At 45.1% G+C, this 21,776-nt stretch carries 16 protein-coding genes and 1 pseudogene; 12 read left to right on the plus strand and 5 right to left on the minus strand.

Going from position 1 to position 21,776, the window contains the following annotated elements; genetic code table 11:
* Window positions 1–75: 75 nt before the first annotated feature.
* On the minus strand, window positions 76–1,323 hold the full coding sequence (locus EHV15_RS18100; RefSeq protein WP_128632430.1) for a helix-turn-helix domain-containing protein: 1,248 nt from the start codon (window positions 1,321–1,323) through the stop codon (window positions 76–78).
* A 115-nt stretch (window positions 1,324–1,438) separates the two neighbouring features.
* Between EHV15_RS18100 and EHV15_RS18105 the strand changes: the two genes are divergently transcribed.
* The 5 genes and pseudogenes from EHV15_RS18105 (at window position 1,439) to EHV15_RS18120 (ending at window position 7,941) form a co-directional block, all read left to right on the plus strand.
* Window positions 1,439–2,815, plus strand: a complete 1,377-nt coding sequence (locus EHV15_RS18105) for an MFS transporter (RefSeq protein ID WP_128632431.1) — start codon at window positions 1,439–1,441, stop codon at window positions 2,813–2,815.
* Window positions 2,816–2,838: 23 nt separating this feature from the next.
* Window positions 2,839–4,875 carry a hypothetical protein gene (locus EHV15_RS18110; RefSeq protein WP_128632432.1) on the plus strand — a complete coding sequence of 679 codons (2,037 nt, stop codon included), beginning with the start codon at window positions 2,839–2,841 and terminating at the stop codon, window positions 4,873–4,875.
* A 542-nt stretch (window positions 4,876–5,417) separates the two neighbouring features.
* Window positions 5,418–6,650: pseudogene (locus EHV15_RS37360) on the plus strand (glycoside hydrolase family 3 C-terminal domain-containing protein); the annotation flags it as partial.
* A gap of 78 nt (window positions 6,651–6,728) precedes the next feature.
* Window positions 6,729–7,079, plus strand: a complete 351-nt coding sequence (locus EHV15_RS37365) for a fibronectin type III-like domain-contianing protein (protein ID WP_425464477.1) — start codon at window positions 6,729–6,731, stop codon at window positions 7,077–7,079.
* 229 nt (window positions 7,080–7,308) lie between these two features.
* Window positions 7,309–7,941 carry a GNAT family N-acetyltransferase gene (locus EHV15_RS18120; RefSeq protein ID WP_128632433.1) on the plus strand — a complete coding sequence of 211 codons (633 nt, stop codon included), beginning with the start codon at window positions 7,309–7,311 and terminating at the stop codon, window positions 7,939–7,941.
* 22 nt (window positions 7,942–7,963) lie between these two features.
* Here the strand turns inward: EHV15_RS18120 and EHV15_RS18125 are convergent, their stop codons facing one another.
* Window positions 7,964–8,773 (minus strand): MerR family transcriptional regulator, encoded by an 810-nt coding sequence (locus EHV15_RS18125; RefSeq protein WP_128632434.1) that lies wholly within the window; start codon window positions 8,771–8,773, stop codon window positions 7,964–7,966.
* A 530-nt stretch (window positions 8,774–9,303) separates the two neighbouring features.
* Window positions 9,304–9,852: a TetR/AcrR family transcriptional regulator gene (locus EHV15_RS18135; protein WP_128632435.1), complete on the minus strand. Its 549-nt coding sequence runs from the start codon at window positions 9,850–9,852 to the stop codon at window positions 9,304–9,306.
* Between the two features lie 202 nt (window positions 9,853–10,054).
* Here EHV15_RS18135 and EHV15_RS18140 point away from each other — a divergent pair, with 202 nt between their 5' ends.
* From EHV15_RS18140 to EHV15_RS18150, 3 genes are read left to right on the plus strand one after another with little or no spacing between them, the layout of a single operon-like run.
* Window positions 10,055–11,596: a M28 family peptidase gene (locus tag EHV15_RS18140; protein ID WP_128632436.1), complete on the plus strand. Its 1,542-nt coding sequence runs from the start codon at window positions 10,055–10,057 to the stop codon at window positions 11,594–11,596.
* Between the two features lie 18 nt (window positions 11,597–11,614).
* The gene (locus tag EHV15_RS18145; protein WP_128632437.1) at window positions 11,615–13,753 is read left to right on the plus strand and encodes a CocE/NonD family hydrolase; all 2,139 of its coding nucleotides are present in this window, start codon (window positions 11,615–11,617) and stop codon (window positions 13,751–13,753) included.
* Between the two features lie 11 nt (window positions 13,754–13,764).
* Window positions 13,765–14,313 carry a GNAT family N-acetyltransferase gene (locus EHV15_RS18150; protein ID WP_128632438.1) on the plus strand — a complete coding sequence of 183 codons (549 nt, stop codon included), beginning with the start codon at window positions 13,765–13,767 and terminating at the stop codon, window positions 14,311–14,313.
* Here the strand turns inward: EHV15_RS18150 and EHV15_RS18155 are convergent.
* Window positions 14,200–15,444, minus strand: a complete 1,245-nt coding sequence (locus EHV15_RS18155; RefSeq protein WP_128632439.1) for a helix-turn-helix domain-containing protein — start codon at window positions 15,442–15,444, stop codon at window positions 14,200–14,202. The genes EHV15_RS18150 and EHV15_RS18155 overlap by 114 nt on opposite strands.
* 313 nt (window positions 15,445–15,757) lie before the next feature.
* On the opposite strand from EHV15_RS18155, the gene EHV15_RS18160 reads away from it, so the two are divergent.
* A complete protein-coding gene (locus EHV15_RS18160; RefSeq protein ID WP_218571240.1) occupies window positions 15,758–16,759 on the plus strand; it encodes an SDR family NAD(P)-dependent oxidoreductase in 1,002 nt (333 codons plus the stop codon).
* Window positions 16,760–16,996: 237 nt separating this feature from the next.
* Here EHV15_RS18160 and EHV15_RS18165 read toward each other — a convergent pair whose 3' ends face one another.
* Complete coding sequence (locus EHV15_RS18165) at window positions 16,997–17,866, minus strand: Rpn family recombination-promoting nuclease/putative transposase (RefSeq protein WP_128632440.1); 870 nt, start codon at window positions 17,864–17,866, stop codon at window positions 16,997–16,999.
* A 392-nt stretch (window positions 17,867–18,258) separates the two neighbouring features.
* Between EHV15_RS18165 and iolA the strand changes: the two genes are divergently transcribed.
* The 3 genes from iolA (at window position 18,259) to iolC (ending at window position 21,717) form a co-directional block, all read left to right on the plus strand.
* A complete protein-coding gene (gene iolA, locus EHV15_RS18170; RefSeq protein WP_425464478.1) occupies window positions 18,259–19,731 on the plus strand; it encodes a methylmalonate-semialdehyde dehydrogenase in 1,473 nt (490 codons plus the stop codon).
* A gap of 36 nt (window positions 19,732–19,767) precedes the next feature.
* Window positions 19,768–20,622 carry a class II fructose-1,6-bisphosphate aldolase gene (fba, locus tag EHV15_RS18175; RefSeq protein ID WP_128632441.1) on the plus strand — a complete coding sequence of 285 codons (855 nt, stop codon included), beginning with the start codon at window positions 19,768–19,770 and terminating at the stop codon, window positions 20,620–20,622.
* Window positions 20,623–20,739: 117 nt separating this feature from the next.
* Complete coding sequence (iolC, locus tag EHV15_RS18180; protein ID WP_128632442.1) at window positions 20,740–21,717, plus strand: 5-dehydro-2-deoxygluconokinase; 978 nt, start codon at window positions 20,740–20,742, stop codon at window positions 21,715–21,717.
* Window positions 21,718–21,776 lie beyond the last annotated feature (59 nt).

Genomic DNA, 21,776 nt, shown 5'->3' on the forward strand with positions numbered 1-21,776 from the left:
GTCGTCCTTAAAGCGGGAACACCTGATATATTTTTATTTCATTTCGTCTTCAATGAAGGTTCGGAGAAACGAAGTTTATTTACCACGGTTCCGATACTGATTTGGTGTGATTCCAACGTGCTTCTTGAACACTTTTACGAAATGAGCTTGATCGTAGAAGGTGAGCCGTGCACCAATGCTTAAGAGTGTATCGTAAGTATGATCAAGCAGTCGTTTGGCTTCTTCAACTCGTTCACGCTGGATGTAGTTTGTTAAAGTCAGTCCTGTCTCATGCTTGAACCTTTTGGACAAATAATGTGGATTGAGACCGGAAATGTTTGAAAGCTGCTCAAAATCAATCTTATCGTAAAGATGCAAATAAATATATTCCATGCTGAGTCGGACTGCTTTAGATACACTGCTCTTCCGAAATTGATTCACTCGGACTGCAAAGTCGACAATCGCTCCAATGATGGCGGCACTTACTTTCGAAAGATCATTTAACTCTTCAATATGTTGGATATGCAGAGAGCATAACACTGATGCTAATTCCTCATTCAACCCTCCTTCAATGGCAGCACGGCTGGCCATTGTAATGCCACCGATAGCAAGGTTCTTTACATTTCGTAGATAGGTGCTACGGGATAATCCTTCGAACTGAATGGGTCCATTTGTTACCTTGGCAAGTTGCCGCATTAATTCATTGGAGTCACCTAATCTGATATAGTCAAGCATTTGGCTTATAGAGTTATTTCCTTCCTGATAAAGAAAAAATTCACGATGACGAGCAATTTCCAGTTCATTTTCTTTCTGACGCTGGGCAAATACTGATTGAAAACTGGATTGAAAAACATCGGCAATTTCTATGGCTTCCTGATTAATCAGCCAATGTGCTGTCACACAAACATGAAGAAAGCGGTGACGGTTTTGCACAGTAAGGCCTTGCCAATAAGTGTGATACTGCGCAAGCTCAACGTTCGAAATAGCGTTTTCAACAAGAATTTGGGCATACCAATCATCATTCATTTTATGTTGGATTGTCGGTCCTATAATAATCACGGAATTCTGTTGTTCGTCATGGTTAACCGGAATAACTGCAAACTGCTCCATAAAGTCGTTCTCATGTATACTCGGTGTGTGCATTCCTTTTCCTTTATATTCCTGAAAGACTGTATGATAAAGCTGATAAGGATCGGTGTAACATGGATGGCTGGGCAAACCAGCATTCCAGAATAGCCCTTCTGAAAAATGCGCTTTTGTTTTGAGAAATACCGGTATTTGCAGTATTTCGCAAAGTAGTTGACATAAATAAGACAAGCTTGGCATTTCTCCATTTTTGAACATATAAATCAGCTCGATTCTGTACAATAGTTTCTTATATTGTACCAAAGAAAGCGTTTAATGTATGTAATAATATCGCTGTAAGTGCTTACATGAGTATGGAAATGGAGGGGAATCGATGGAAGAGCAACGCAAATTAAAGTTAGGAGAGAAGCTTGCACTTGTCATTGGTAATGGACCGACAACATTCCATTATCAAATTGTTCAAATGTACTTGTTGTTTTTTTACACGGATTTCATGAACCTAAATCCAGCGTTTGTAGCTTCATTGTTTTTGGTTGTTCGCGTTGTAAACGCTTTAGCAACACCATTTTTCGGGGCGTTGTTGGACAGGATTAAACTGCCGTGGGGTAAGTATACACCGTGGTTTATCATTCTTGGAGTTCCTTTTGGCTTCTTGGGCTGGTTAACCTTTACTGTACCTGATTTAAGTGATAACGGTAAAATCCTCTATGCCGTAGTAACCTATGCGGTATATAGTATATTTTCCGCAATAGTTGGAATCCCAAATAGTGCTGTTATACCGGCTGTGACTAAACGTATTGATGAACGTTTATCAGTTGCGCAATTAGGATTCCTGTTCACCATGCTCAGTGCCCTGATTGTTCAAGTTGGCACGGTACCTTTGTATAAAGCATTGGGCGGGGGAGATGACGCAAAGGGCTTCTCGCTCCTAATGGCAGCGGCAGGAGTAATTACCGTCGCAATTGCTATCATCCAGTGGGTGCAGGTGAAGGAAAGATACCTTCCAGACATCAGGAAGGAAGCAGTTCAGCCATCCTATAAACAGATGCTTACAGCTACCTTCTCAAATAAACCCGCTGTAATTATCTATTTGTATCTTTTCGGGGGAGCATTATCTTCAGGAATTCGCTCAGGGATTCAAATCCATTTCTACAAGTATTTCTTCGATAACGAAAGTCTAATGTCACTCATGGGAATTATCTTGTTGGTACCGTCACTGCTCGGAGTAATCTTTAGTCAACCGGTTGTAAAACACTTTGGATTTAAGAAGGTAGTTTTATTCAATATCATTTACGGTTTGGTAACATGCCCTGTCTTTTTGTTCATTCCGGCCAATAACACAGGACTTATAATTCATATAGCTGTATCTGTACTTGGCTCTTTGATCGGCGGGTTTGGAACCGCTGCTCAAGGCGCGCTGATGCCGGCCGCCATTGATTATACCGAATGGAAGACTGGTCTTAATCTGAATGCATTTATGAGTTCATTCGGCGGCTTTATCCAGACTTTTGCAACCGCTATTTCCGGTACAATCGCTGCAGGCGCACTTAGTGTAATCGGATACGTGCCGGGAGTTGAACAAAGTAGTGGTACCCTTTTAGGGTTGCGCGTATTAGTCGGGGTGTTGCCGGCAGTGTTTGGGTCGGTCGCTATATGTATCGCATGGTTCGACCTGACGGAAGAAAAGCAATCTCGAATTGCCAAAGAATTAGCTGATAGACGTAATGGCAACAATACCGTTACTCCATAAATATTAATTGAGGAGGTTATTGCATGACAATACAAAAGGATGACAATAAGCTTTATGACGGTTTAAATGATCCGCAATTCCAGCATCCCTATGTCGACATTGATGAGTGGAGGGATGTTCCGGTACGCCATCGGTATATCCATGGAGGTTTCGAGGGGGACGAGACACGGTTTTCATTTTATTTTCCGAAGAAGGAATCTTATGAAGGGCGATTTTTTCAGCCAGTATCCCCGGTACAAGGCAGCGAAAATGCAGCTCAAAGTCTAGAGGAAGCCGTGGACAATAAAATTGGATTTGCGATTTCAAGTGGCGGATATTTGGTCGAAACCAATATGGGCGGACCTTCCGATGACATCACAAAGGTATACCGTGCAAGTGCAGCTGTTGCATTGTATTCAAGGGTAAAGGCTGTAGAAATTTATGGTCCGCATCGTCCATATGGATATATATACGGTGGTAGTGGCGGCGGTTATAAGACGATTAGCTTTATGGAAAATACGACCGGTGTCTGGGATGGCGCTGTGCCTTTCGTCATCGGCTCACCGGTGTCTATTCCGAATGTTTTCTCGGCTCGCATTCAAGCAATGCGGCTTTTATGGAACAAGTTCCCACAAATTCTCGATGCAATGGAGCCTGGCGGGAATGGAGATATGTATGCAGGCTTGAACGAAGAAGAACGGCAAGTTCTGGATGAAGTGACACGCATGGGTTTTCCGCCCAAGGCGTGGTTCGTATATCAGGAGATCGGCGATGGTGCACTTACGGTATTACTCCCGGCAGTACTACAGATGGATCCTTCATATTTCGAGGATTTTTGGACCGTTCCCGGGTATCAAGGTGCTGATCCGAACAGCTCTGTATGTAGGGCCCGGCTGCAGCATCGAATGGTGATTACAGAAGTTATCTGGCCCCGGAAGCATGAAGGTTCAGCCGAGGACCGATCCACAAATATGGGTGTTGATGAAGCGTGGAAGATGCTTAAAGAAGCAGAAGAGACTGTTCCTAAATTGCGGGTAGAAACCGTCCCGCAAGGTGATGTATATCTGGATGGTGCTTTTATCCGGGTCGTTAGCGGCAATGCTGCCGGTCTCAAAATTCCGTTTGGACGCATCGAAGGCGACATTATCACCATTGAATCTTCTTTAGGATTTTACACGACGGTCCAAGCTTTAGAGCAGCTTCAGCCGGGGGACGAAATTATTTTAGATAATTCCGACTATCTTGCAATACAGACCTATCACCGTCATCAAATGCCAACCCCGGATTTCTATGTATGGGACCAGTTCAGAAACGCTGATGGCGATCCGATATATCCGCAGCGATCATTTCAGGTAGGGCCAGCAATTGCTTTTGGTGGAGCCGGATCCCTTCAAAGTGGGAAATTCGAAGGGAAAATGATCGTCGTCGAGGCACTCATGGACGAGAGTGCGTTTCCTTGGCAGGCGGACTGGTACCGTACCAAGGTCAAAGAACATTTGGGTGAGGAATTTGATAACCGTTTCCGGCTATATTTCATCGATCGTGCGCTGCATGCTGATTCAAGCTCGCAAAGCACACTTCAAGCCTTACATTATGTCAGCTATATTCCTGCGCTGAATCAGGCTCTTCGCGATTTATGTGCATGGGTAGAACGGGGGGGAACACCGCCGTCCAATACTCGCTATAAAGTCATCGATGGACAGGTAATCGTGCCAGACAACGCTACAGAACGTGAGGGTATTCAACCGGTGATTACTCTGAGTGCGAACGGAAAAGAGAGGGCAGAAGTTTCGTTACAGGAAGCAGTAACATTCCGTGCTGAAATTGAGGTTCCGCCGGGTACCGGTAAAGTTACCTTCGCTAAATGGGATTTCTATGGGGAAGCCACCTTCGAAATCGAAGGGAAAGTCATTCATTTAAATAATGAAGGAACCCGCGCGGTTGTGGAGACGACTCATTCGTTTTCAAAACCGGGCACTTATTTCCCTGTTCTGCGTGCTGCATCGCAAAGAGAAGGAAATGTCCAGGATATTTACACACAAATCTTGAATCTTAGCCGTGTAAGAGTAGTGGTAAAATAAGTAAGAAAATCGTCGTGAAAAATACGTCCTGGTGGCGTTAACAACGAAATTAAGTATATAAATAGTACACACAATTTGATCATTCGTGCCTTGTCTGTGAGTATTTTTTTATAGGAGAGATTAAATATGAAGTACAATTCGATTAAACCGGGATAAGTATGGCTGGACACTGAGGGAAAGCGGATTCAAGCTCATGGCGGGTCTATTATCACGGTGGGGGACGAATAAGGAAAAAACTAAGCCTGGCTCCGGCATATGGCATTGGGGGGTAAGGTGTTATGCACCGAAAGATTTATACAACTGGGAAGACAAGGAGCTAATAATTTCTCCTAATGAAGAGGATACAGATTCACCTTTGCATCCCTCACAATATATGGATAGACCGCATATCCTCTTGAACAATCAAACTGGTAAATTCGTATGCTGGGTTAAAATCATGAAGAAAGACGGGACGCAAGCTTCTACAATTTTAACGGCGGATGATATTTTAGGCCCATACACAATAGTGACTAGCGACCTCCGTCCGCTAAATAGGGAGATTCCTGACAGAACTTCTACGAGAAGAGATGGGCTTCACCGGATTGACGGTATCAGACTATGCCTCTATAACAGAAATGCATACTAGATTTAAACTGTACGAAAACAAGACTGATGCCGGAGAACAAGCCTTGCGTGCCGGTATGTATGTAGAATTGCCTTCTAAAGATTGTTACAATGATGAACTTATGGAACGGTTCAGAGAAGGCCGTATCGAAATGGAAATTCTTAATAATGCTGTCAGAAGTCTGCTGGTTTCTAAATTTGAACTGGGTTTATTTGAGAATCCGCTGCCAAAACCTAAAGAGGAAATTCTTAAAGTATTTAACGACAAAAAGAATATGGAAATTGGTCTGGAAATGGCCAGAGCCTCTCTTGTTTTGATAAAGAATAATAACAAAGTTCTTCCTTTGGAACGAAAACCGCAAAAAATTGCTGTAATTGGACATCATGCCGCTTCGGTAAGATCCTTATTCGGAGGTTACTCCTTTGCAACCTTGGCAGAAAATATGCTGGGTATGGGCAATACAATGGCTGGCGTTGATTTTGAACAAATTTCCAACCTGAGCTTGGATGAATTCGGCCGTTACAGGGATAACTACACATATCCCGGAAGCGTAGTCCGAGTTGAGCCCCCGAAGGTGGAAGAGTTGGTTAGTAAGCTCTACCCACAATCGCGTTCTCTGCTTGATGAAATTAAGCTAGCATGTCCGCAGGCTGAAGTAAACTATGCTTACGGGTATGCCTATGCCGGAAACGATGCATCGATGCATGAGGAGGCCTTGGCAATCGCGGCTAAGGCTGATATGGTTATCCTGACGCTCGGTGGCAAATTCGGTTGAGGAACCTCTTGCTCTACTGGAGAAGGAATTGATTCAACAAGTATTAATTTGCCAGAGTGCCAAGAGAGCTTTATTCAGAAATTAGCTGAAATCGGAAAACCATCCATTGCTGTTCATTTTGACGGGAGACCTATTTCGAGCGATCTGGCAGATCGACATCTTGATGCTATCCTTGAAGCTTGGAACCCAGGGCAGTACGGCGCTCAAGCCATTGCCGATGTTCTGTTCGGGACGGTTAATCCATCGGGGAAATTGCCTGTTACAGTGGCTTATCATTCCGGACAAATCCCGGTGTTCTATAATCATGATCAAGGCTCCAGTTATAGTGTTGGAACAGACACAGCGTTTAAGGATTATATTGATTGTCCCCATGCCCCCCGCTATTATTTTGGGCATGGACTATCCTATACATCCTTTGATTATTCCAATTTGCGTATTAGCCAACAAGAATACGATCCGAATGAAACTCTTAAGGTGTGCATTGATATTACTAATACCGGTGAGGTATATGGTGAGGAAGTAGTCCAGCTTTATATTAGCGATACTTATGCAAGTATGATCCACCCCGTTCAAGAACTGGCTGGATTCGTCAAAGTTTCGCTGGGATCCGGCGAGAAGAAGACGGTTGAATTTACAATGGAACTGAGCCAATTTGCATTTCTTGATTCAGAAATGAAGTGGAAGGTTGAGAGCGGAGAGATGGAATTGAAGGTGGGAGCATCCTCTCATGATATCCGGGCGAATGGCAGCTTCCGAATTAGTTCTGACCTTTATATTGACGGCAAGACAAGAGGGTTTTATGCGAATGTTGAAGTAAAGCCCTAAAATAAAGGTTTTGAAAAGAAGAAGGGCAACCACCGGCTGGAATATGCCGGCGGTTGTTTTATTTCTACGTTTTAGTGGCATTTCACGGCTTTCCTGAAATAAGGAGAGCCTTTTTTATTCAATAAACGGTTAGTAAAAAAAGGCATTGCAATAAATACTTGACTCTCCCCTATAGGGGAGACATTAAACTCAATGTGTAAGCTGATCAATTAAAAGGGAGGAAATCAAAATGAACTTGGATATCAGAGACGTTAGAAGCGGGGATATCGAACCTATTAAATCGATCATTTCCAATACGTGGAACGCGAAGAAGTTTATCGAGGATGAAGACGTAATAAATGCAGCCGTTACAATGATGTTCGTTGGCCCCGTATTGAACAAAAGTACTTTTGGAAGAGTAGCTGCATTAGATGGAAAAGTTATTGGTGTCATTTTTGGTTCAAGAGTTGGTGAAACAACATCTTATAGATTGCTGCAAGAGGATTATACAAGTGAATTACTACAACTCTTAAATCTAAATGACATGGAACGAAATCTATTTGTTGAACTCACTTCCGTTACTAATGAAGCATACAGCAAGTTAATTAGAGGCAAAGAAAATGAGTTTCAGGGTTGCTTAGAATTCTTTGCTGTTTCTGAAGAAGCTAGAGGAAAAAAGATAGGGAAAAAATTATTTAATGAGCTCATCTCTTACTTAAGAGATACAAAAGCAAATAAAATTTATGTGTATACAGACACAATGAGCAACTATGGATTCTATGAGCATAATGGATTTGTCCGTCTTGATGAAGAAGTAACCGTATTCAATCTACCTACCGGCAAACTCGAAAATACAAATTTTATTTATGAATACCAACTTTAAGCTAAAAGTCAGTCCACCTCATTTATGGGGTGGGCTTTAGACTTATTTGAAATTGGGAAAAGTGATTATATTGATTAAAAACATCTGCTACTAAATAAAACATATAAACCTTATTACATTTCAAACTGTTTTTCTCCAAATATTCTTTTACTGATTGAAATGTTTCCATTTCAGCATCTCTCGTACAATTAATTGTTAAATATTCTCCTTTTGGCATTTCGGATACGTTAGAGGTATCTTTAAGTAATCTATAGTCATCTGATGTTATTAGACGAAATACATCACTGATTTCCCAATGATCATAGTGACATGAATAAATTAATCCATACTGAAACGTATTGATTGAAAATTCGCCTAATTTTTCATCTAATTTATCGAATGACTTTATCTCATTAAGTTCTCCGCCTTGTGTAGGTAAACTTAAAAAGTATCTTTTTTCAAAGGTCTGAATTTTAAATCCATTGTTCATAAGTTCATTTTCAGATGAATGGATAGCTGCCTTTAAGATTTCTATTCGTTTATTAAGTTCCTCTAATTTCTTTATTTTTTTATGAATTTCTTCATTTTTCTGTTCTAAGTAAAGTTTAAGGTAATCAGTATCGGCTTTAGCAAATAAGGCTTTAATTTCTTTAACACCTACATTACTTTGCTTGCAAATTTTTATAATATCCAGATCGATGAATTGATTCATTGTATAATAGCGATAACCGTTATCGGGATTCGTGTATGCAGGAATTAACAAGCCAATATCATGATAATAACGTAAGGCTTTTATCGTAACATTTTTTAATCTGGAAACTTCCCCAATTGAAAAATACCTTTTATTATCCATAAATTCCTCCAGCAAGTCTTATATGTGAAAGCCGTTCTGCCGATACATCAATTCCTACCCTCTAATAAATCACAAGTTGTGTTCCTATTCAACTGACGGAGGCGATCCTTTTTTATCGTCTTCGGCCGGAACGTCAGCTTCAGGGCCAAGATCCAGGTTCCTCCAAGGGCCGGCGCCGCCGAGTGGGATTTCGACGGCACGGGAAATTTCACGGTTCACCCCTTTGGAAAGCCCGAACAGACCGTGGAATTGTCGGCGTCTTTCACCTACACTACGTCCGGCACCTACTTCCCGGCGCTGCGAGTAACCGCCAACCGTAAAGGGGATGCGGCCGCGCCTTTCGCAAAAGTCCAGAATCTGGGGAGAATTCGTGTCGTAGTCCACTAGACGCATCAGTCAGTAAAGAACTAGCAAAATAGGCCGCCGATATTTCGGCGGCCTATAAATTACTATTTTTGGCTAAAGGCGATTTTTAAACCTAAAGCGTGAACAGAGACCCTTGGATGATGTTAATCCTTTGGCTGTCTCTATCACAGAATTTCATCAAAATGTGTATCTACTTTTATGATCATTTCGGTAAGTTTATCTTTGGGATAGGTATAGCCGTTTTCACCCCATCGACCAATAATCGCAAGGCAACCCTGTATGTGGTATCTTGTTAAGAATCGCCATTCTTCCGTGACCTCGTTTTGACCCGTTTCATATTGCCATATAGCAAAATATTTTTCCTCAAGAAAACCGCTTATCCTTTCGTGAAAGGTGCGGTTTCTTAGAAACATACGGCAGGTTTTTGAATTGTCGAGCACATAATCGATAACTGCCGTAAACAGTTCTTCATATGTGTGGGACGGGTCGCCAACAATGATTGCGCCAATTTCCTCAACCATGGCATCTTCGAGTTGTTCGTATAAATCATAAATATCTTTATAGTGTGCATAAAAAGTGGCCCTGTGTACATCTGCCGTATCGCTCAGCTCCCGGATTGTGATGCTGCGCAACTCTTTTTTCATCATGAGTTCAGCAAGCGCTTCCCTAAGAGCTTTTTTTGTTTTCCTTATTCGTCTATCGTCTGTATTCATAAAAAACCTGCCTTTCAAAACGACAATATAGCTGCTCAATGTCGCTTACCAGATATTACGGCACTAAATTGAATATGGTAAAACGAATTGGTGTCTATTATATATATATTTATAAAGATAAATCAACTAAAGTCGTTTGAAAATTATAGAGGTGATGAAATAAATAAAGATCATTTTAAAAAATTATATTAGGAGTGGCAAAATGCAAAAAAAGCACAAGATTTTGATCCTTGTTTTGTTGACAGTATTCGTGTTTATCGGCAGTGTATGCGGAGTATTTCTTGTAAAACCGGCAATGGAACTGAAAAAACTCAAGGAGCTAAAGCTTAAAGATTCATCTACAGCGGAATATCTCGGGAAAATGCCTGAAACCGACGAAATATACAGTTGGATCAAAGACCTGACGGATATGGGAGCACGAAAACCCGGAACGGAAGCCGGTAAAAAAGCGCAGGAGTATATGGTTGAGAAATTCACATCTTTCGGTCTCGACAATATTGATGTTGTGAAATCCGATGCAACCCTTTGGACCTGTGATGAATGGGGACTTACTGTTTCAGGTGCTGAGATACCGTCATATTATATGACGCATACTTTAAACGACGGAGCTTTTGGAAAATTCAGCACTCCTGACGGCGGTCTAAAAACTGAAATCGTATATGTCGGTGAGGGCTCAGAATCGGACTTTAAAAATGTTGATGTTCAGGGCAAAATCGTGGTGTCTGACGTTGTCTTTTCCGATATTCCCGTCGGTCTTGCAAAATTTGTTTCATATTTGTATTACGACCCGGAAAATACACTTCCTCTTACATCATCAAGGGCTAACCCTTACAGCCCCAATACGTATCCATATAACTATTACCGTGCTATGGAAAACGGCGCGGCAGGTTTTGTGGGGATTCTTTCAAACTATATCGATAGCAACGAGTTTAATAACGAGGACTATTCTTATCTCGGCGGTAAAATGAAAATTCCCGCTTTGTGGGTCAGCAGAACCGAGGGGGCAAATATTATTGAAGTAATCAAGACTGCAGGCGATGCAGCCGAAGCCAGCCTTAAAATGAGTGTGCAAATCGAGGAGGTTAAGGCAGGTGCAGTTGTCGGTTATCTTCCCGGAAAGTCCGAAGATATCATAATGATTCAGTCGCATTACGATTCATCAACCACCGGTGCGGTTGAAGATGCTTCCGGCTCATCCGTTGTGCTTGCATTGGCGAAATTTTATGCTCAAATACCGAAAGAAGAAAGGGACAGGTCTCTGCTTTTTGTTGCCATGGATACGCATTTTGCTGATTATGTATCGCATGATGCATTTATTGAAAAATACCTTACTAAAGGTCACAAAATTCTTGCCGATGTGTGCATAGAGCATATTGCAAATGAAGTGAAAGAGGTTGATGGTGAAGTTGTATTTACAGGTGAGATTGAGCCGAGAATTATTTTTGCAAGTGAAATAGATGCACTTCTCGATATCACAAAAGAAGAGATTGTAAGGCATGGTCTCCAGCGTACAATCATTCTTCCCACGGATATGTTAGGTGATGAATTGCCCACCGATGCAGATCCTTACTTCCAAATAGGGGTGCCGATAATCAGCCTTGTCAGCGCTCCTATATACTTATATGACAATATTGATACGATAGATAAGGTTTCCAAGGAAGAGCTTCGCCCAACAACAGAGGCCTTTGCCGATATAGTGTGGAGACTAACACAGCTTCCCAAAGAGGACTTTTCAAAAAATTAAAAGGATATGAGGTATTAAATGAAAAATAAGTTAAAACGCATAATTTCCGTTTTTGTTTGCTTCGTTTTAATTTTAAGTATTACTGCTTGCTCCAGTAGTAACACCACTAAAGAAAAAGTCAGTAAACCGTTTGTTTACTCAGGCTACACGAAAGCCGAATTTAAAGACTACAAAAAATCTTCTCAATATGTGGAAATGTCCGATGGGACAAAGCTTGCGGTTGATATTTATTTGCCCACTAATGGTCCGGAACAAGCAGCGTTTCCTGTGGTTTTCCAGTATACTCCCTATGGACGGGCGTTTATCATGCCGGATGTAAAATGGTATGAAAAACCGTTTATAAAAAATTCCGTAGGCACCTGGGGGCCGGTATTGGACAGGGCAAACAGCTTCGGCACCGTATATGGCTCAACTGATAAGATGGTAAACCTGTTTTTATCGCACGGATATGCTTATGTTTGTGCGGATATGCGCGGAACAGGCGCAAGCTATGGAACCAAAATAGATTTCTCGCCGAAGCTGGCCGAGGACGGTTTTGAGCTTGTAAACTGGATTGAGGATCAAGTATGGAGTGACGGTAGTGTCGGTATGTTCGGCGGCTCATATCTTGGCTATTCCCAGATTATTACCGCAGGTCAGACCCCAAAAGCACTAAAAGCTATTTTCCCCGAAGTTTTTCCGATGGACGGTTTCACTGGGGAAATAAGACCCGGCGGCATTTTCCTGTGGGCATATTCACAGCTGGATATGCAGAGTTATCTTGAGCATAACTATTACCTGCCGGACGAAGGGTATTATCCGACCGCGCCTGTGGTAGACGAGGACGGCGACGGCAAGCTGGATGATGAAATACCGCTGGACTTAAACGGCAACGGCACATTTCTAGATGATTACAGTTACCCCGGCAACCCCAACGACCCTCCGCAGTACGCCGATGGTGAAAAAAGGGAGCACCTCTATTATCTTGGGGTGTACGAGCATCTTGAAAACACACCTTACAGCGATCTGGGCCCAAAAACAGCTTTTATAGACGATGAATGGGAATATACAGACGGCGGTAAAACCAAAACGGTAAGTGCCTATAGTGTGGGCCCGTCCAGCGCGTTAGCCGCGATAATGGAAAGCGGTGTCCCGGTATATAATCACGGCGGTTGGATGGACCCTTTTGTACGTGGTACTACCGAGCTGTATTCCACCCTCAAAGACACCAATCCTTCCAAGCTGGTTATTGATGCAGGATATCACGAAGGCACTTCGCCCTATTGGGAGTATTTTGGCGAGGACGAGGAGGAAGTGCTTGCAAAATACGGCGTTGAAATGCTGCGCTTCTTTGACCGTTACCTCAAAGGGATTGAAAACGGCATAGACACAGAACCGCCTGTTTATATTTATAACATGAATGGCGATGGCTGGCGCGCAGAAAATGAATGGCCGCTTGCAAGGCAGGAAATGAAATCATACTATTTTGCCGAAAATGGAACGCTGGATACTATAATCGCAGCAGCCGGCACCGACCTCTATACTGTTAATTATAAGCATGATGCCCGTTGGGGAAAAAGCTATCGAACCAGCCGCTGGCAAATGGCAAGCCCTGATGAGCTACCGGTGCGCACAGAGCTGGATAAGATGAGTCTGACCTACACAACCGCACCGATGACTCAGGATACAGAAGTTACCGGGCATCCCGTCGTAGATTTCTGGGTATCCTCTACCGCCGACAACGGAGATTTTTTCATCTATCTGGAAGATGTAGATGAAAACGGAAAAGCGGTTTTAGTTACGGAAGGGCTTTTGCGCGCTGGATTCAATGGCTTGTATGACAACGACACCATGATACAAGGTCGTGAAAAGGGCATAGATGTCAAACCCGAATTGCCCTGGCATGGCTATGAAAAATCGCAGTACAATGATGCTGTGTTTGCCAACGGAAGTATCGTGCAACTGACTGTTGATTTATTACCTACCTCCTGGGTATTTAAGGAAGGTCACAGCATAAGGGTTTCGATTGCCTGTGCGGATTGGCCGACTTTTGAAATCCTGCCGGAGCTCAGCCCGACAAACAACCCCGACGACCCCGATAACATTGTGCCGGTCATTACGGTGCATAGGGATGGGGAACACCCCTCGCACCTTATGCTGCCGGTTATTCCAAGGTGAGAGAGGATAAAATGAGCCTGAATGTACGTCCTGTTTACAAACGGTTAAAAGAGTATGAACAAATAAAAGAATTGATAATCAGCGAGCGATTTCCTATGTGGTTTTTGCTTTGGAAGGCAAGAAGCAATTTTGCAGACTTTCTGGCGCTGTATGATGATGATCGGTTTGTCGGTGTGACATATTTGGTTACAAGCCGGGATTTGACATTCGTTATGTATTTGGCGATTGACGGTGAAATCAGGTCAAAGGGCTATGGCAAAAAGGCGCTGGAAACAATTCAGTCACAGCACCCCGGCAACCGCATCATCTTGAATATAGAAGCAATAGAAGAAAGCGCAGATAATTATGAACAAAGAGTAAAGCGCAAATTTTTCTATACAAAAAATGGATTTATTAATACAGCCTTGCAATATTTAGAGGGTGAGGACAAATTATTTTGGATCCATTCAGTCTGCTCGAATCCGGTTCCTGTACTGCTTAGGGGTTACTCCCGTGTGTTTCTTGAAGACCTTAATAAAATGCGACTGATCATAAAAGGTGAGCCGTGCTCCGATGGTTGAAATCGGCTCACCCGAATGGGTGAGCAGCTTTTTTGCCTGTTCGATTCGTTCCCATTGAATATAGTTCATTAATGTCAGCCCGGTTTCCTTCTTGAATAACTGTGACAAATATTCGGGGTTAAGCCCGGACAGCTCCGCAAGCTTCTGTAAACGAATTTCTTCGAACAGATGGCGGTAGATGTATTCCTTGCAAACATAGACCGGTTTCGAAACACTGTTTTTACGGCATTGGGCAACACGGTCGGCGAAATCCAACATCGCTTGGATGGCGGCGGCCTCTACCGTTTTAACCTCGTTCAGTTCTTCGATATGTTGAATTTGCATATTGCAGAGCGTAAAGGCTAATTCCTCATACAAGCCTCCTTCGATAGCCGCAAGCATGCTGATGGAGACTCCGTTTATCGCGAGGTTTTTCACGCTGCGAAGATGGCTGCGATTAGAGAGTACTTCGGTTTCATCGTAAGTAGCTTCGGCCAGCTTCTGCATCAGTTCGGTTTTATTCCCGCTGCGAATTAAAGCAAACATTTGGTTCGCCCTTTCGATCCCCTCATGGAAGATGGAAAACTCGCGGCGCTCCGCCAGGGCAAGCTCCACTTTCTCCTTCTGCCGATTCGGAAGTCCATATTGCAAGCTGGATTGAAGCACGTCCGTAATATCCAATGATTCCCGGTTGATCATCCAGTTGGTCAATACGCCGATATGCAGCATTCGCAGGCGGTTCATGACCGGGAGGCTGTTCCAATACTCTATCCATCTTGTTCGCTCCGGATAAAGTAACCCGTAATCGTTTAAGAGATTGGCGCAAATCTCGTCATTCAGCTTTTGCCGGATGGCCGGGCCGATGACGATGACAGCTTGACCATGGCTGTTTTGTTTAACTGGCAGAACGATAAATTGCTCCATGAAATTGGTTTCGCGGAGAATCGGGCTATGCAAATCCGTTCCTTGACTTACCACAGAACGGAAAAGCTCAGCCGGATCCGCAAAGAAGGGATGAGGTGAAAGGCTGGCGTTTAAGATCATATCCGCTTCAAAGTCGGCATTCAGTTGGCAATAAACCGGAAGCTGCAAACTTTCATGAAGCTGTTTGCACAGATAGGCCAGGCCGGGAGGATCAATTATAGTGAGCATCGCATAAACCTCGATTTCTTACCATTTTTCTTTGTAATATACCATATTTCCAGGCGAGTGTATGCCATACTTATAGTGCGTGTTCTAAAAGTCGGGTTTTCAGGACCGAGAAGGTTGGATGAAGCTAGGGACTGAGTAGCGGAGCGTAGGAATTACCTACGTGAGCAACGGAAGGCCCGGCTAAATTCAAGATTCGACGCCCGATCCACTTCATGAATTGCTTCGTCATGGAAAGATGGCTTTTTGAACTACCTCTTATAGGTGTAAGGGCTTTCTAAGCTCCATTAGAACAATAAGGGAAAGTGAGGTAACGATGATGACCAAAAGATTAGAAGGTAAGGTAGCTGTTGTGACAGGATCCGGACAGGGCGTAGGGAGAGGGATTGCGCTTGTCCTGGCTCGTGAAGGAGCCAAAGTCGTTACCAACAACCGCAAACCGGGATCGACCGGCGTGGCTTCCTTCAAGAAGGAACTTGATGAACAGTTCAACGATGAAGAGCGGACGAAACTTCTCACATTAAAAGGCGATGCTGAAAGTACTGCGAACGAAATCATCAAGGCGGGCGGGGAGGCTGTACCTTTTTATGGCGATGTGTCTGACTATGCCACGGCAGGCAAGTTGATTCAAACGGCCGTCGATGCATTTGGGAGAGTCGATATCCTGGTCAATAACGCAGCGGGTCTTGGATTCGGGATGTTGGCAACGACCTCGGAAGCAGATTGGGATTATCAAACGGTACCGAAACTCAAAGGTGCTTTCAACTGCTTGAGCCATGCGCTTCCTTTCATGATGGAGCAGAAGTCCGGACGTATCCTTAATGTCGCCTCCGACGCGTGGGTGGGAATCGCCGGGCTCGGCGCGTACAGTGCCGCGAACTCCGGGATTGTCGGCCTGACGAAGGCAGCAGCGAAGGAATTGTGGCCATTTGGCATAACCTGCAACGCTTTTTGTCCCCAAGCCGCTTCACGCGGCCACGTCAATTTTCGCGCAACACTAAGAGAGTTGATGAAGGCCCAAGGGATCACCATGGAGGTTAACGAAGCGAAAATGAAGGAAGTCGAAGAGGCGCATGGACCGGCGGAAAATATGGCGCCGTTCGTCGCTTATTTGGCTACCGAAGAAGCAGGCTTCATCAGCGGCGCGGTGTTTTCGATCACGGCCAACGGACGAGTTGCCTTTTACTCGGATCCTGAACCGGCTGGCGAGATCAAGAAAAACGATGGTCCTTGGACGGTGGAGGAATTAATTAAAACCGTTCCTGAAAATTTATTGAAAGATTATGCGTCCATCGCCACGCGTAATGAATGGGCCTAGTTTAGCAGCGCAGCGCTTTCCGAAGCGAGCTTTGTACGAAGCGATACTTACAAAGCCCGGCACTTATTTTCCCGTATTGCACGCAGCATTGAATCGGAAAGGCAACGGCAACGACGTGTATACTCAAGTTCTGAATCTTGGCTGCGCAAGGGTAGTTGTGAAATAGTATGAATAGATTGGCATTTAAAAATAAACGCCTTGCCTTAATACAAAAAGGCAGGGCGTTTATTTTGCGAATTATTGAACGGACTTTAAAGATTCGACCTCATCTTTCGTTAATCCGCTCGCTTTCACGATGACGGAAACCTCAACGCCCAAGGCTAGCAAGTTCTTGGCAATTTCCATGGCTTTCTTTTGTTCTCCCTTTGCCATGCCTCTATCCGTCGCCCATTCAATCATGGACGCCTCATCATGCAGGTATTTCTGGCGCTCTTCGTACTTGCGGCGGGCTTCCCGATCCAGACTCAAAAACTCCAGCGTATCCATCGCTTTCTTCAAGTTTGGTTCATTCATCTTCAGCACCTCCCAGTTGGATTTGTCGGCACTTTTCAGGAAAAGCAGCCAGTTCACCAAACCGCCCTCCATCGAAATCGACTGATCATCCAGTTTGGATAGTTCCATAACATGCACTTCAATGTCTTCGCATAGTTCAAGACCCGTGTGATCTTCCCGTAAATGATAGACATTATGATACCGGTCGTTGGCAATGGCCGTGAAATTCAAAATATTGATCGTAACGCATTTTTTCAGTAGCTTGTAGGATTGCCCTTCCTGCAACTGGCTGGAATAGCGCCTGCTCCAATAGTAGAGCGTCCGTTTCTCAATGTCGTATTTATTGAAAAGCTGCATCTCCACGTTAATAAGTTGGCCTTCCGTAGTTTTAGCCCAAATGTCGAAGATCGATTGTTTGTCAAGCGGAGCGTCCTTATCCGTATAAGGATTCAAGAGGACGATTTCCGTCAGCGGCGGTTCGCCCGATTCTGCAAAGGTTCGATTTAAGAAGGCCAGGAGTATATCTTTATTGTCTTCACTGCCAAAAATCCGCTTAAAAACGAAATCATTCCGTGGATCAAGAAGTTCAGTCGTCAATTTGACATTCAACTCCATTTCTTTTATTGTATCACAATTTAGGCAAACAAAAAGCCGCTCCAATACGCAGCCAAACAAAGGCTCGTATTAAAGCGGCATGTGCTTCACGCCAGTTAAATTATGGTTAGAGTATACCTGATTATTATGAATGCTGCAACTAATTGCTTACTATAAAGCCCCTTATTTACGATAAGTTATCTGAATTAAACATCACCAACACATACCCAGTAATTTGAAATATAAAACAATAAAGGCATGAATAGTGTTAATTATTTTTAATATATAGCAATTTTTTTGTATTTACCATTGACTGAAAACGGTTTAAATAATAATATATGACCATAAGTTGATCAACTGTTATCAAAAAATTGCTTGAAGGTTGGAATTTTTGAAACAAGGAGGATACTATGATGACGCAGGTGTCGGAAGTGGAGATTTTAAAAAATTACATTAATGGTGAATGGGTGGAGAGTACCACCGACCGTTATGAAGATGTGTACAACCCGGCGACAAACGAGGTTATCGCCCGTGTTCCCTTATCGACGAAAGAAGAAATTGATCATGCGGTTGAAGCCGCGGCCGAGGCTTTTAAAAGTTGGCAGAAAGTGGCCGTACCCCGCCGGGCCCGGATTTTGTTCAACTATCAGCAACTGTTGACCCGGCACAAAGAGGAATTGGCCAAGCTGATCACGCTTGAAAACGGCAAAAACCTGACCGAGGCTTTGGGCGAAGTGGGGCGTGGCATCGAAAACGTAGAATTTGCCGCCGGAGCCCCGACGTTAATGATGGGCGATTCGCTGGCCAGCATCGCCACGGATGTAGAAGCTGTTAATTATCGCTATCCGCTTGGCGTAGTGGGAGGAATTGCACCCTTCAACTTTCCGATGATGGTGCCCTGCTGGATGTTTCCGATGGCGATCGCGCTCGGCAACACGTTTATATTGAAGCCGTCGGAGCGTACACCACTGCTGACCAGACGGCTGGCGGAGCTGTTCGAGGAGGCCGGATTGCCTAAAGGCGTGTTCAATGTTGTATACGGGGCTCACGATGTCGTAAACGGTATTCTTGATCATCCGGAAGTCAAGGCGGTCTCCTTTGTCGGTTCGAAGCCGGTCGGCGAATATGTGTTCAAGCGCGGCAGCCAAAACCTGAAACGGGTGCAGGCGTTGACCGGAGCCAAAAATCATACCATTGTGCTGAATGACGCTAATCTGGAGGACACGGTGACCAATGTGATCAGCGCCGCTTTCGGATCGGCCGGAGAACGATGCATGGCCTGCGCAGTGGTTACCGTGGAAGAGGGGATCGCGGATGAATTCATCGCCCTTCTCAAGGAAAAGGCGCAGAGCGCTAAAATCGGCAACGGTTTGGACGACGGGGTGTTTCTTGGCCCGGTAATCCGGGAAGAGAATAAACAGCGGACTCTTCGATATATCGAAAAAGGCCTGGAAGAGGGAGCGGCTCTAATCTGCGACGGACGGGATAACGTGCCGGATCAAGGTTATTTTGTCGGGCCAACGATTTTTGAAAATGTAACGACGGATATGACGATTTGGAAGGAGGAAATTTTTGCGCCGGTACTGTCCGTGATCCGCGTGAAAAACCTCAAGGAGGCGGTGGAGATCGCCAACCGGTCGGAATTCGCCAATGGAGCCTGCATTTTTACCTCCAATGCATCCGCCATCCGGTATTTCCGGGAAAACATCGATGCCGGGATGCTGGGCGTAAACCTGGGCGTGCCCGCGCCGATGGCCTTCTTCCCGTTCTCGGGCTGGAAGTCCTCCTTCTTCGGCACGTTGCACGCCAACGGCAAAGACAGTGTGGACTTCTATACGCATAAGAAGGTCGTGACTGCCCGATATGCAACGCCGGCTTTTGAATAATCATCATGTTCATGGTAGTTGGGAGGTAAGAGACTATTGACGCTGGTATCATTCAAAGAAATGCTGCAAAAAGCCAAGGCGGAACAATATGCGGTCGGACAGTTCAATTTGAACGGCTTGCAGTGGGCGCAGGCCATATTGCAGGCCGCTGAAGAAGAGCGTTCTCCCGTCATTCTGGCGGCTTCAGACCGGCTGGTGCCCTTTTTGGGCGGCTATAAAGTGATCGCGGTGATGGTGGAGGAGCTTGTTAAAGAGATGAAGGTCACCGTTCCGGTGGCGCTTCATCTGGATCACGGGAAAACACCGGAGAATTGTAAAAAGGCCGTAGACGCCGGCTTTAGCTCCGTGATGATCGACGGTTCCCATGATCCGATCGGGCAGAATATAGCGATGACCGCCGAGGTCGTGAACTACGCGCACCCCCGCGGGGTGTCGGTTGAAGCGGAGGTCGGCACGGTCGGCGGGATGGAAGACGGTTTGATCGGCGGCATTCAGTATGCGGACCCTGGAGAATGCGCCGCGCTTGTCAAGGAAACGGGGATCGATGCGCTCGCCGCGGCGCTTGGTTCCGTCCATGGTCCTTACCGGGGAGAACCGGTGCTGGGCTTTGCGGAAATGGAGCAAATCTCCGGGCTTGTCGGGATTCCGCTGGTGCTGCACGGCGCTTCGGGCATTCCCGAACATCAGATTCGGCGGGCGATCTCTTTGGGCCATGCCAAAATCAATGTCAACACGGAATGTATCCAGGCCTGGGCGTCGGCCTTGCGCCGGACGCTTGACGCCGACACCGGTGTGTACGATCCACGCGCGATTTTGTCCCCGGGAACTGAGGCGATCCAGGAAATTGTCAAAGGCAAAATCCGGGAGTTTGGTTCCGCAGGAAAAGCGTAGCGGTGAGCACCGGCAAAAGATCAATAAATTTTTATAACTCCTGTGTGCCTGGCCTACGGCCTTTGCGCCGTGAGGCCAGGCGTGCAGGCAAACTGATTCAAGTAGGGAGAGATTGCAATGCTGCAAAACGAAAAGCAACGAAAATTTGACCTTATCACGTTGGGGAGAGCTTGCATTGATTTAAACGCGGTGGAGTACAACCGGCCCATGGAAGAAACGTTGACATTCTCCAAATATGTGGGCGGTTCGCCCGCCAATATTGCAATCGGCGCGGCCAAACTCGGCTTGCAAGTCGGATTTATCGGCAAAGTTCCCGCCGACCAGCACGGCCGCTTTATCCGGCATTCCATGAAGAAGAGCGGTGTCGATGTCTCTAATATGATTGACGATACGGAAGGACGCAAGGCGGGCCTGGCTTTTACGGAGATTAAAAGTCCGGAGGAATGCAGCATTCTGATGTACCGTGAAAATGTCGCCGATCTGTATTTACGGCCGGAAGAGGTCGAGGAAAAATATATTGCCGCCGCTTCGGCCCTGCTGGTCTCCGGTACGGCGCTTGCCGCCAGCCCTTCGCGAGAAGCCGTTTTTAAAGCGATTTCATATGCCCGGGACAACGATACCAAAGTCATTTTTGAATTGGATTATCGGGGTTACACCTGGAAGTCCCCGCAGGAAACGTCGATTTATTACTCGGCCATTGCCGAACAGGCGGATGTTGTGATCGGAACCCGGGACGAGTTTGATGTGCTTGAAGGAAAAGAAGGCGGAAACAACGAGGCGACCGTTTCACAATTGTTCCGTTATCGCCCGGAGCTGGTGGTTATCAAGCATGGCGTGCAAGGTTCTTACGCTTATACCCGGGATGGCAAGGTGCATAGAGGGCTGGCTTATAAATCCAAAGTACTCAAAACGTTCGGAGCTGGCGATTCCTATGCGGCCGCTTTCCTGTACGCCTTAATGAGAGGAAAAGAGATTGCTGAAGCCCTGAAATACGCAAGCGCTTCGGCTGCTATCGTCGTCAGCAAGCACAGTTCATCGGAAGCGATGCCGACGGTGGCTGAAATCGAGCAGCTCATTGCCGAGCAAAGCCAATAAATTTGATTGCTATTAACATCTGGTGATTACTTTATAATTGAAGCGGGGGAAGTTAGTTT

The organism is Paenibacillus oralis (genome assembly GCF_003863965.1).
Classification (GTDB): Bacteria; Bacillota; Bacilli; order Paenibacillales; family Paenibacillaceae; genus Fontibacillus; species Fontibacillus oralis.

Excerpts from the sequence above, each read along its gene's own strand:
- EHV15_RS18110 (WP_128632432.1), top strand. The coding sequence starts at position 2,839 with ATGACAATACAAAAGGATGACAATAAGCTTTATGACGGTTTAAATGAT.
- iolA (WP_425464478.1), top strand. The coding sequence starts at position 18,259 with ATGACGCAGGTGTCGGAAGTGGAGATTTTAAAAAATTACATTAATGGT.
- EHV15_RS18145 (WP_128632437.1), top strand. The coding sequence starts at position 11,615 with ATGAAAAATAAGTTAAAACGCATAATTTCCGTTTTTGTTTGCTTCGTT.
- EHV15_RS18160 (WP_218571240.1), top strand. The coding sequence starts at position 15,758 with ATGATGACCAAAAGATTAGAAGGTAAGGTAGCTGTTGTGACAGGATCC.
- EHV15_RS18125 (WP_128632434.1), bottom strand. The coding sequence starts at position 8,773 with ATGGATAATAAAAGGTATTTTTCAATTGGGGAAGTTTCCAGATTAAAA.
- EHV15_RS18140 (WP_128632436.1), top strand. The coding sequence starts at position 10,055 with ATGCAAAAAAAGCACAAGATTTTGATCCTTGTTTTGTTGACAGTATTC.
- iolC (WP_128632442.1), top strand. The coding sequence starts at position 20,740 with ATGCTGCAAAACGAAAAGCAACGAAAATTTGACCTTATCACGTTGGGG.
- EHV15_RS18135 (WP_128632435.1), bottom strand. The coding sequence starts at position 9,852 with ATGAATACAGACGATAGACGAATAAGGAAAACAAAAAAAGCTCTTAGG.
- EHV15_RS18120 (WP_128632433.1), top strand. The coding sequence starts at position 7,309 with ATGAACTTGGATATCAGAGACGTTAGAAGCGGGGATATCGAACCTATT.
- EHV15_RS18100 (WP_128632430.1), bottom strand. The coding sequence starts at position 1,323 with ATGTTCAAAAATGGAGAAATGCCAAGCTTGTCTTATTTATGTCAACTA.
- EHV15_RS18105 (WP_128632431.1), top strand. The coding sequence starts at position 1,439 with ATGGAAGAGCAACGCAAATTAAAGTTAGGAGAGAAGCTTGCACTTGTC.
- EHV15_RS18155 (WP_128632439.1), bottom strand. The coding sequence starts at position 15,444 with ATGCTCACTATAATTGATCCTCCCGGCCTGGCCTATCTGTGCAAACAG.
- EHV15_RS18150 (WP_128632438.1), top strand. The coding sequence starts at position 13,765 with ATGAGCCTGAATGTACGTCCTGTTTACAAACGGTTAAAAGAGTATGAA.
- EHV15_RS18165 (WP_128632440.1), bottom strand. The coding sequence starts at position 17,866 with ATGGAGTTGAATGTCAAATTGACGACTGAACTTCTTGATCCACGGAAT.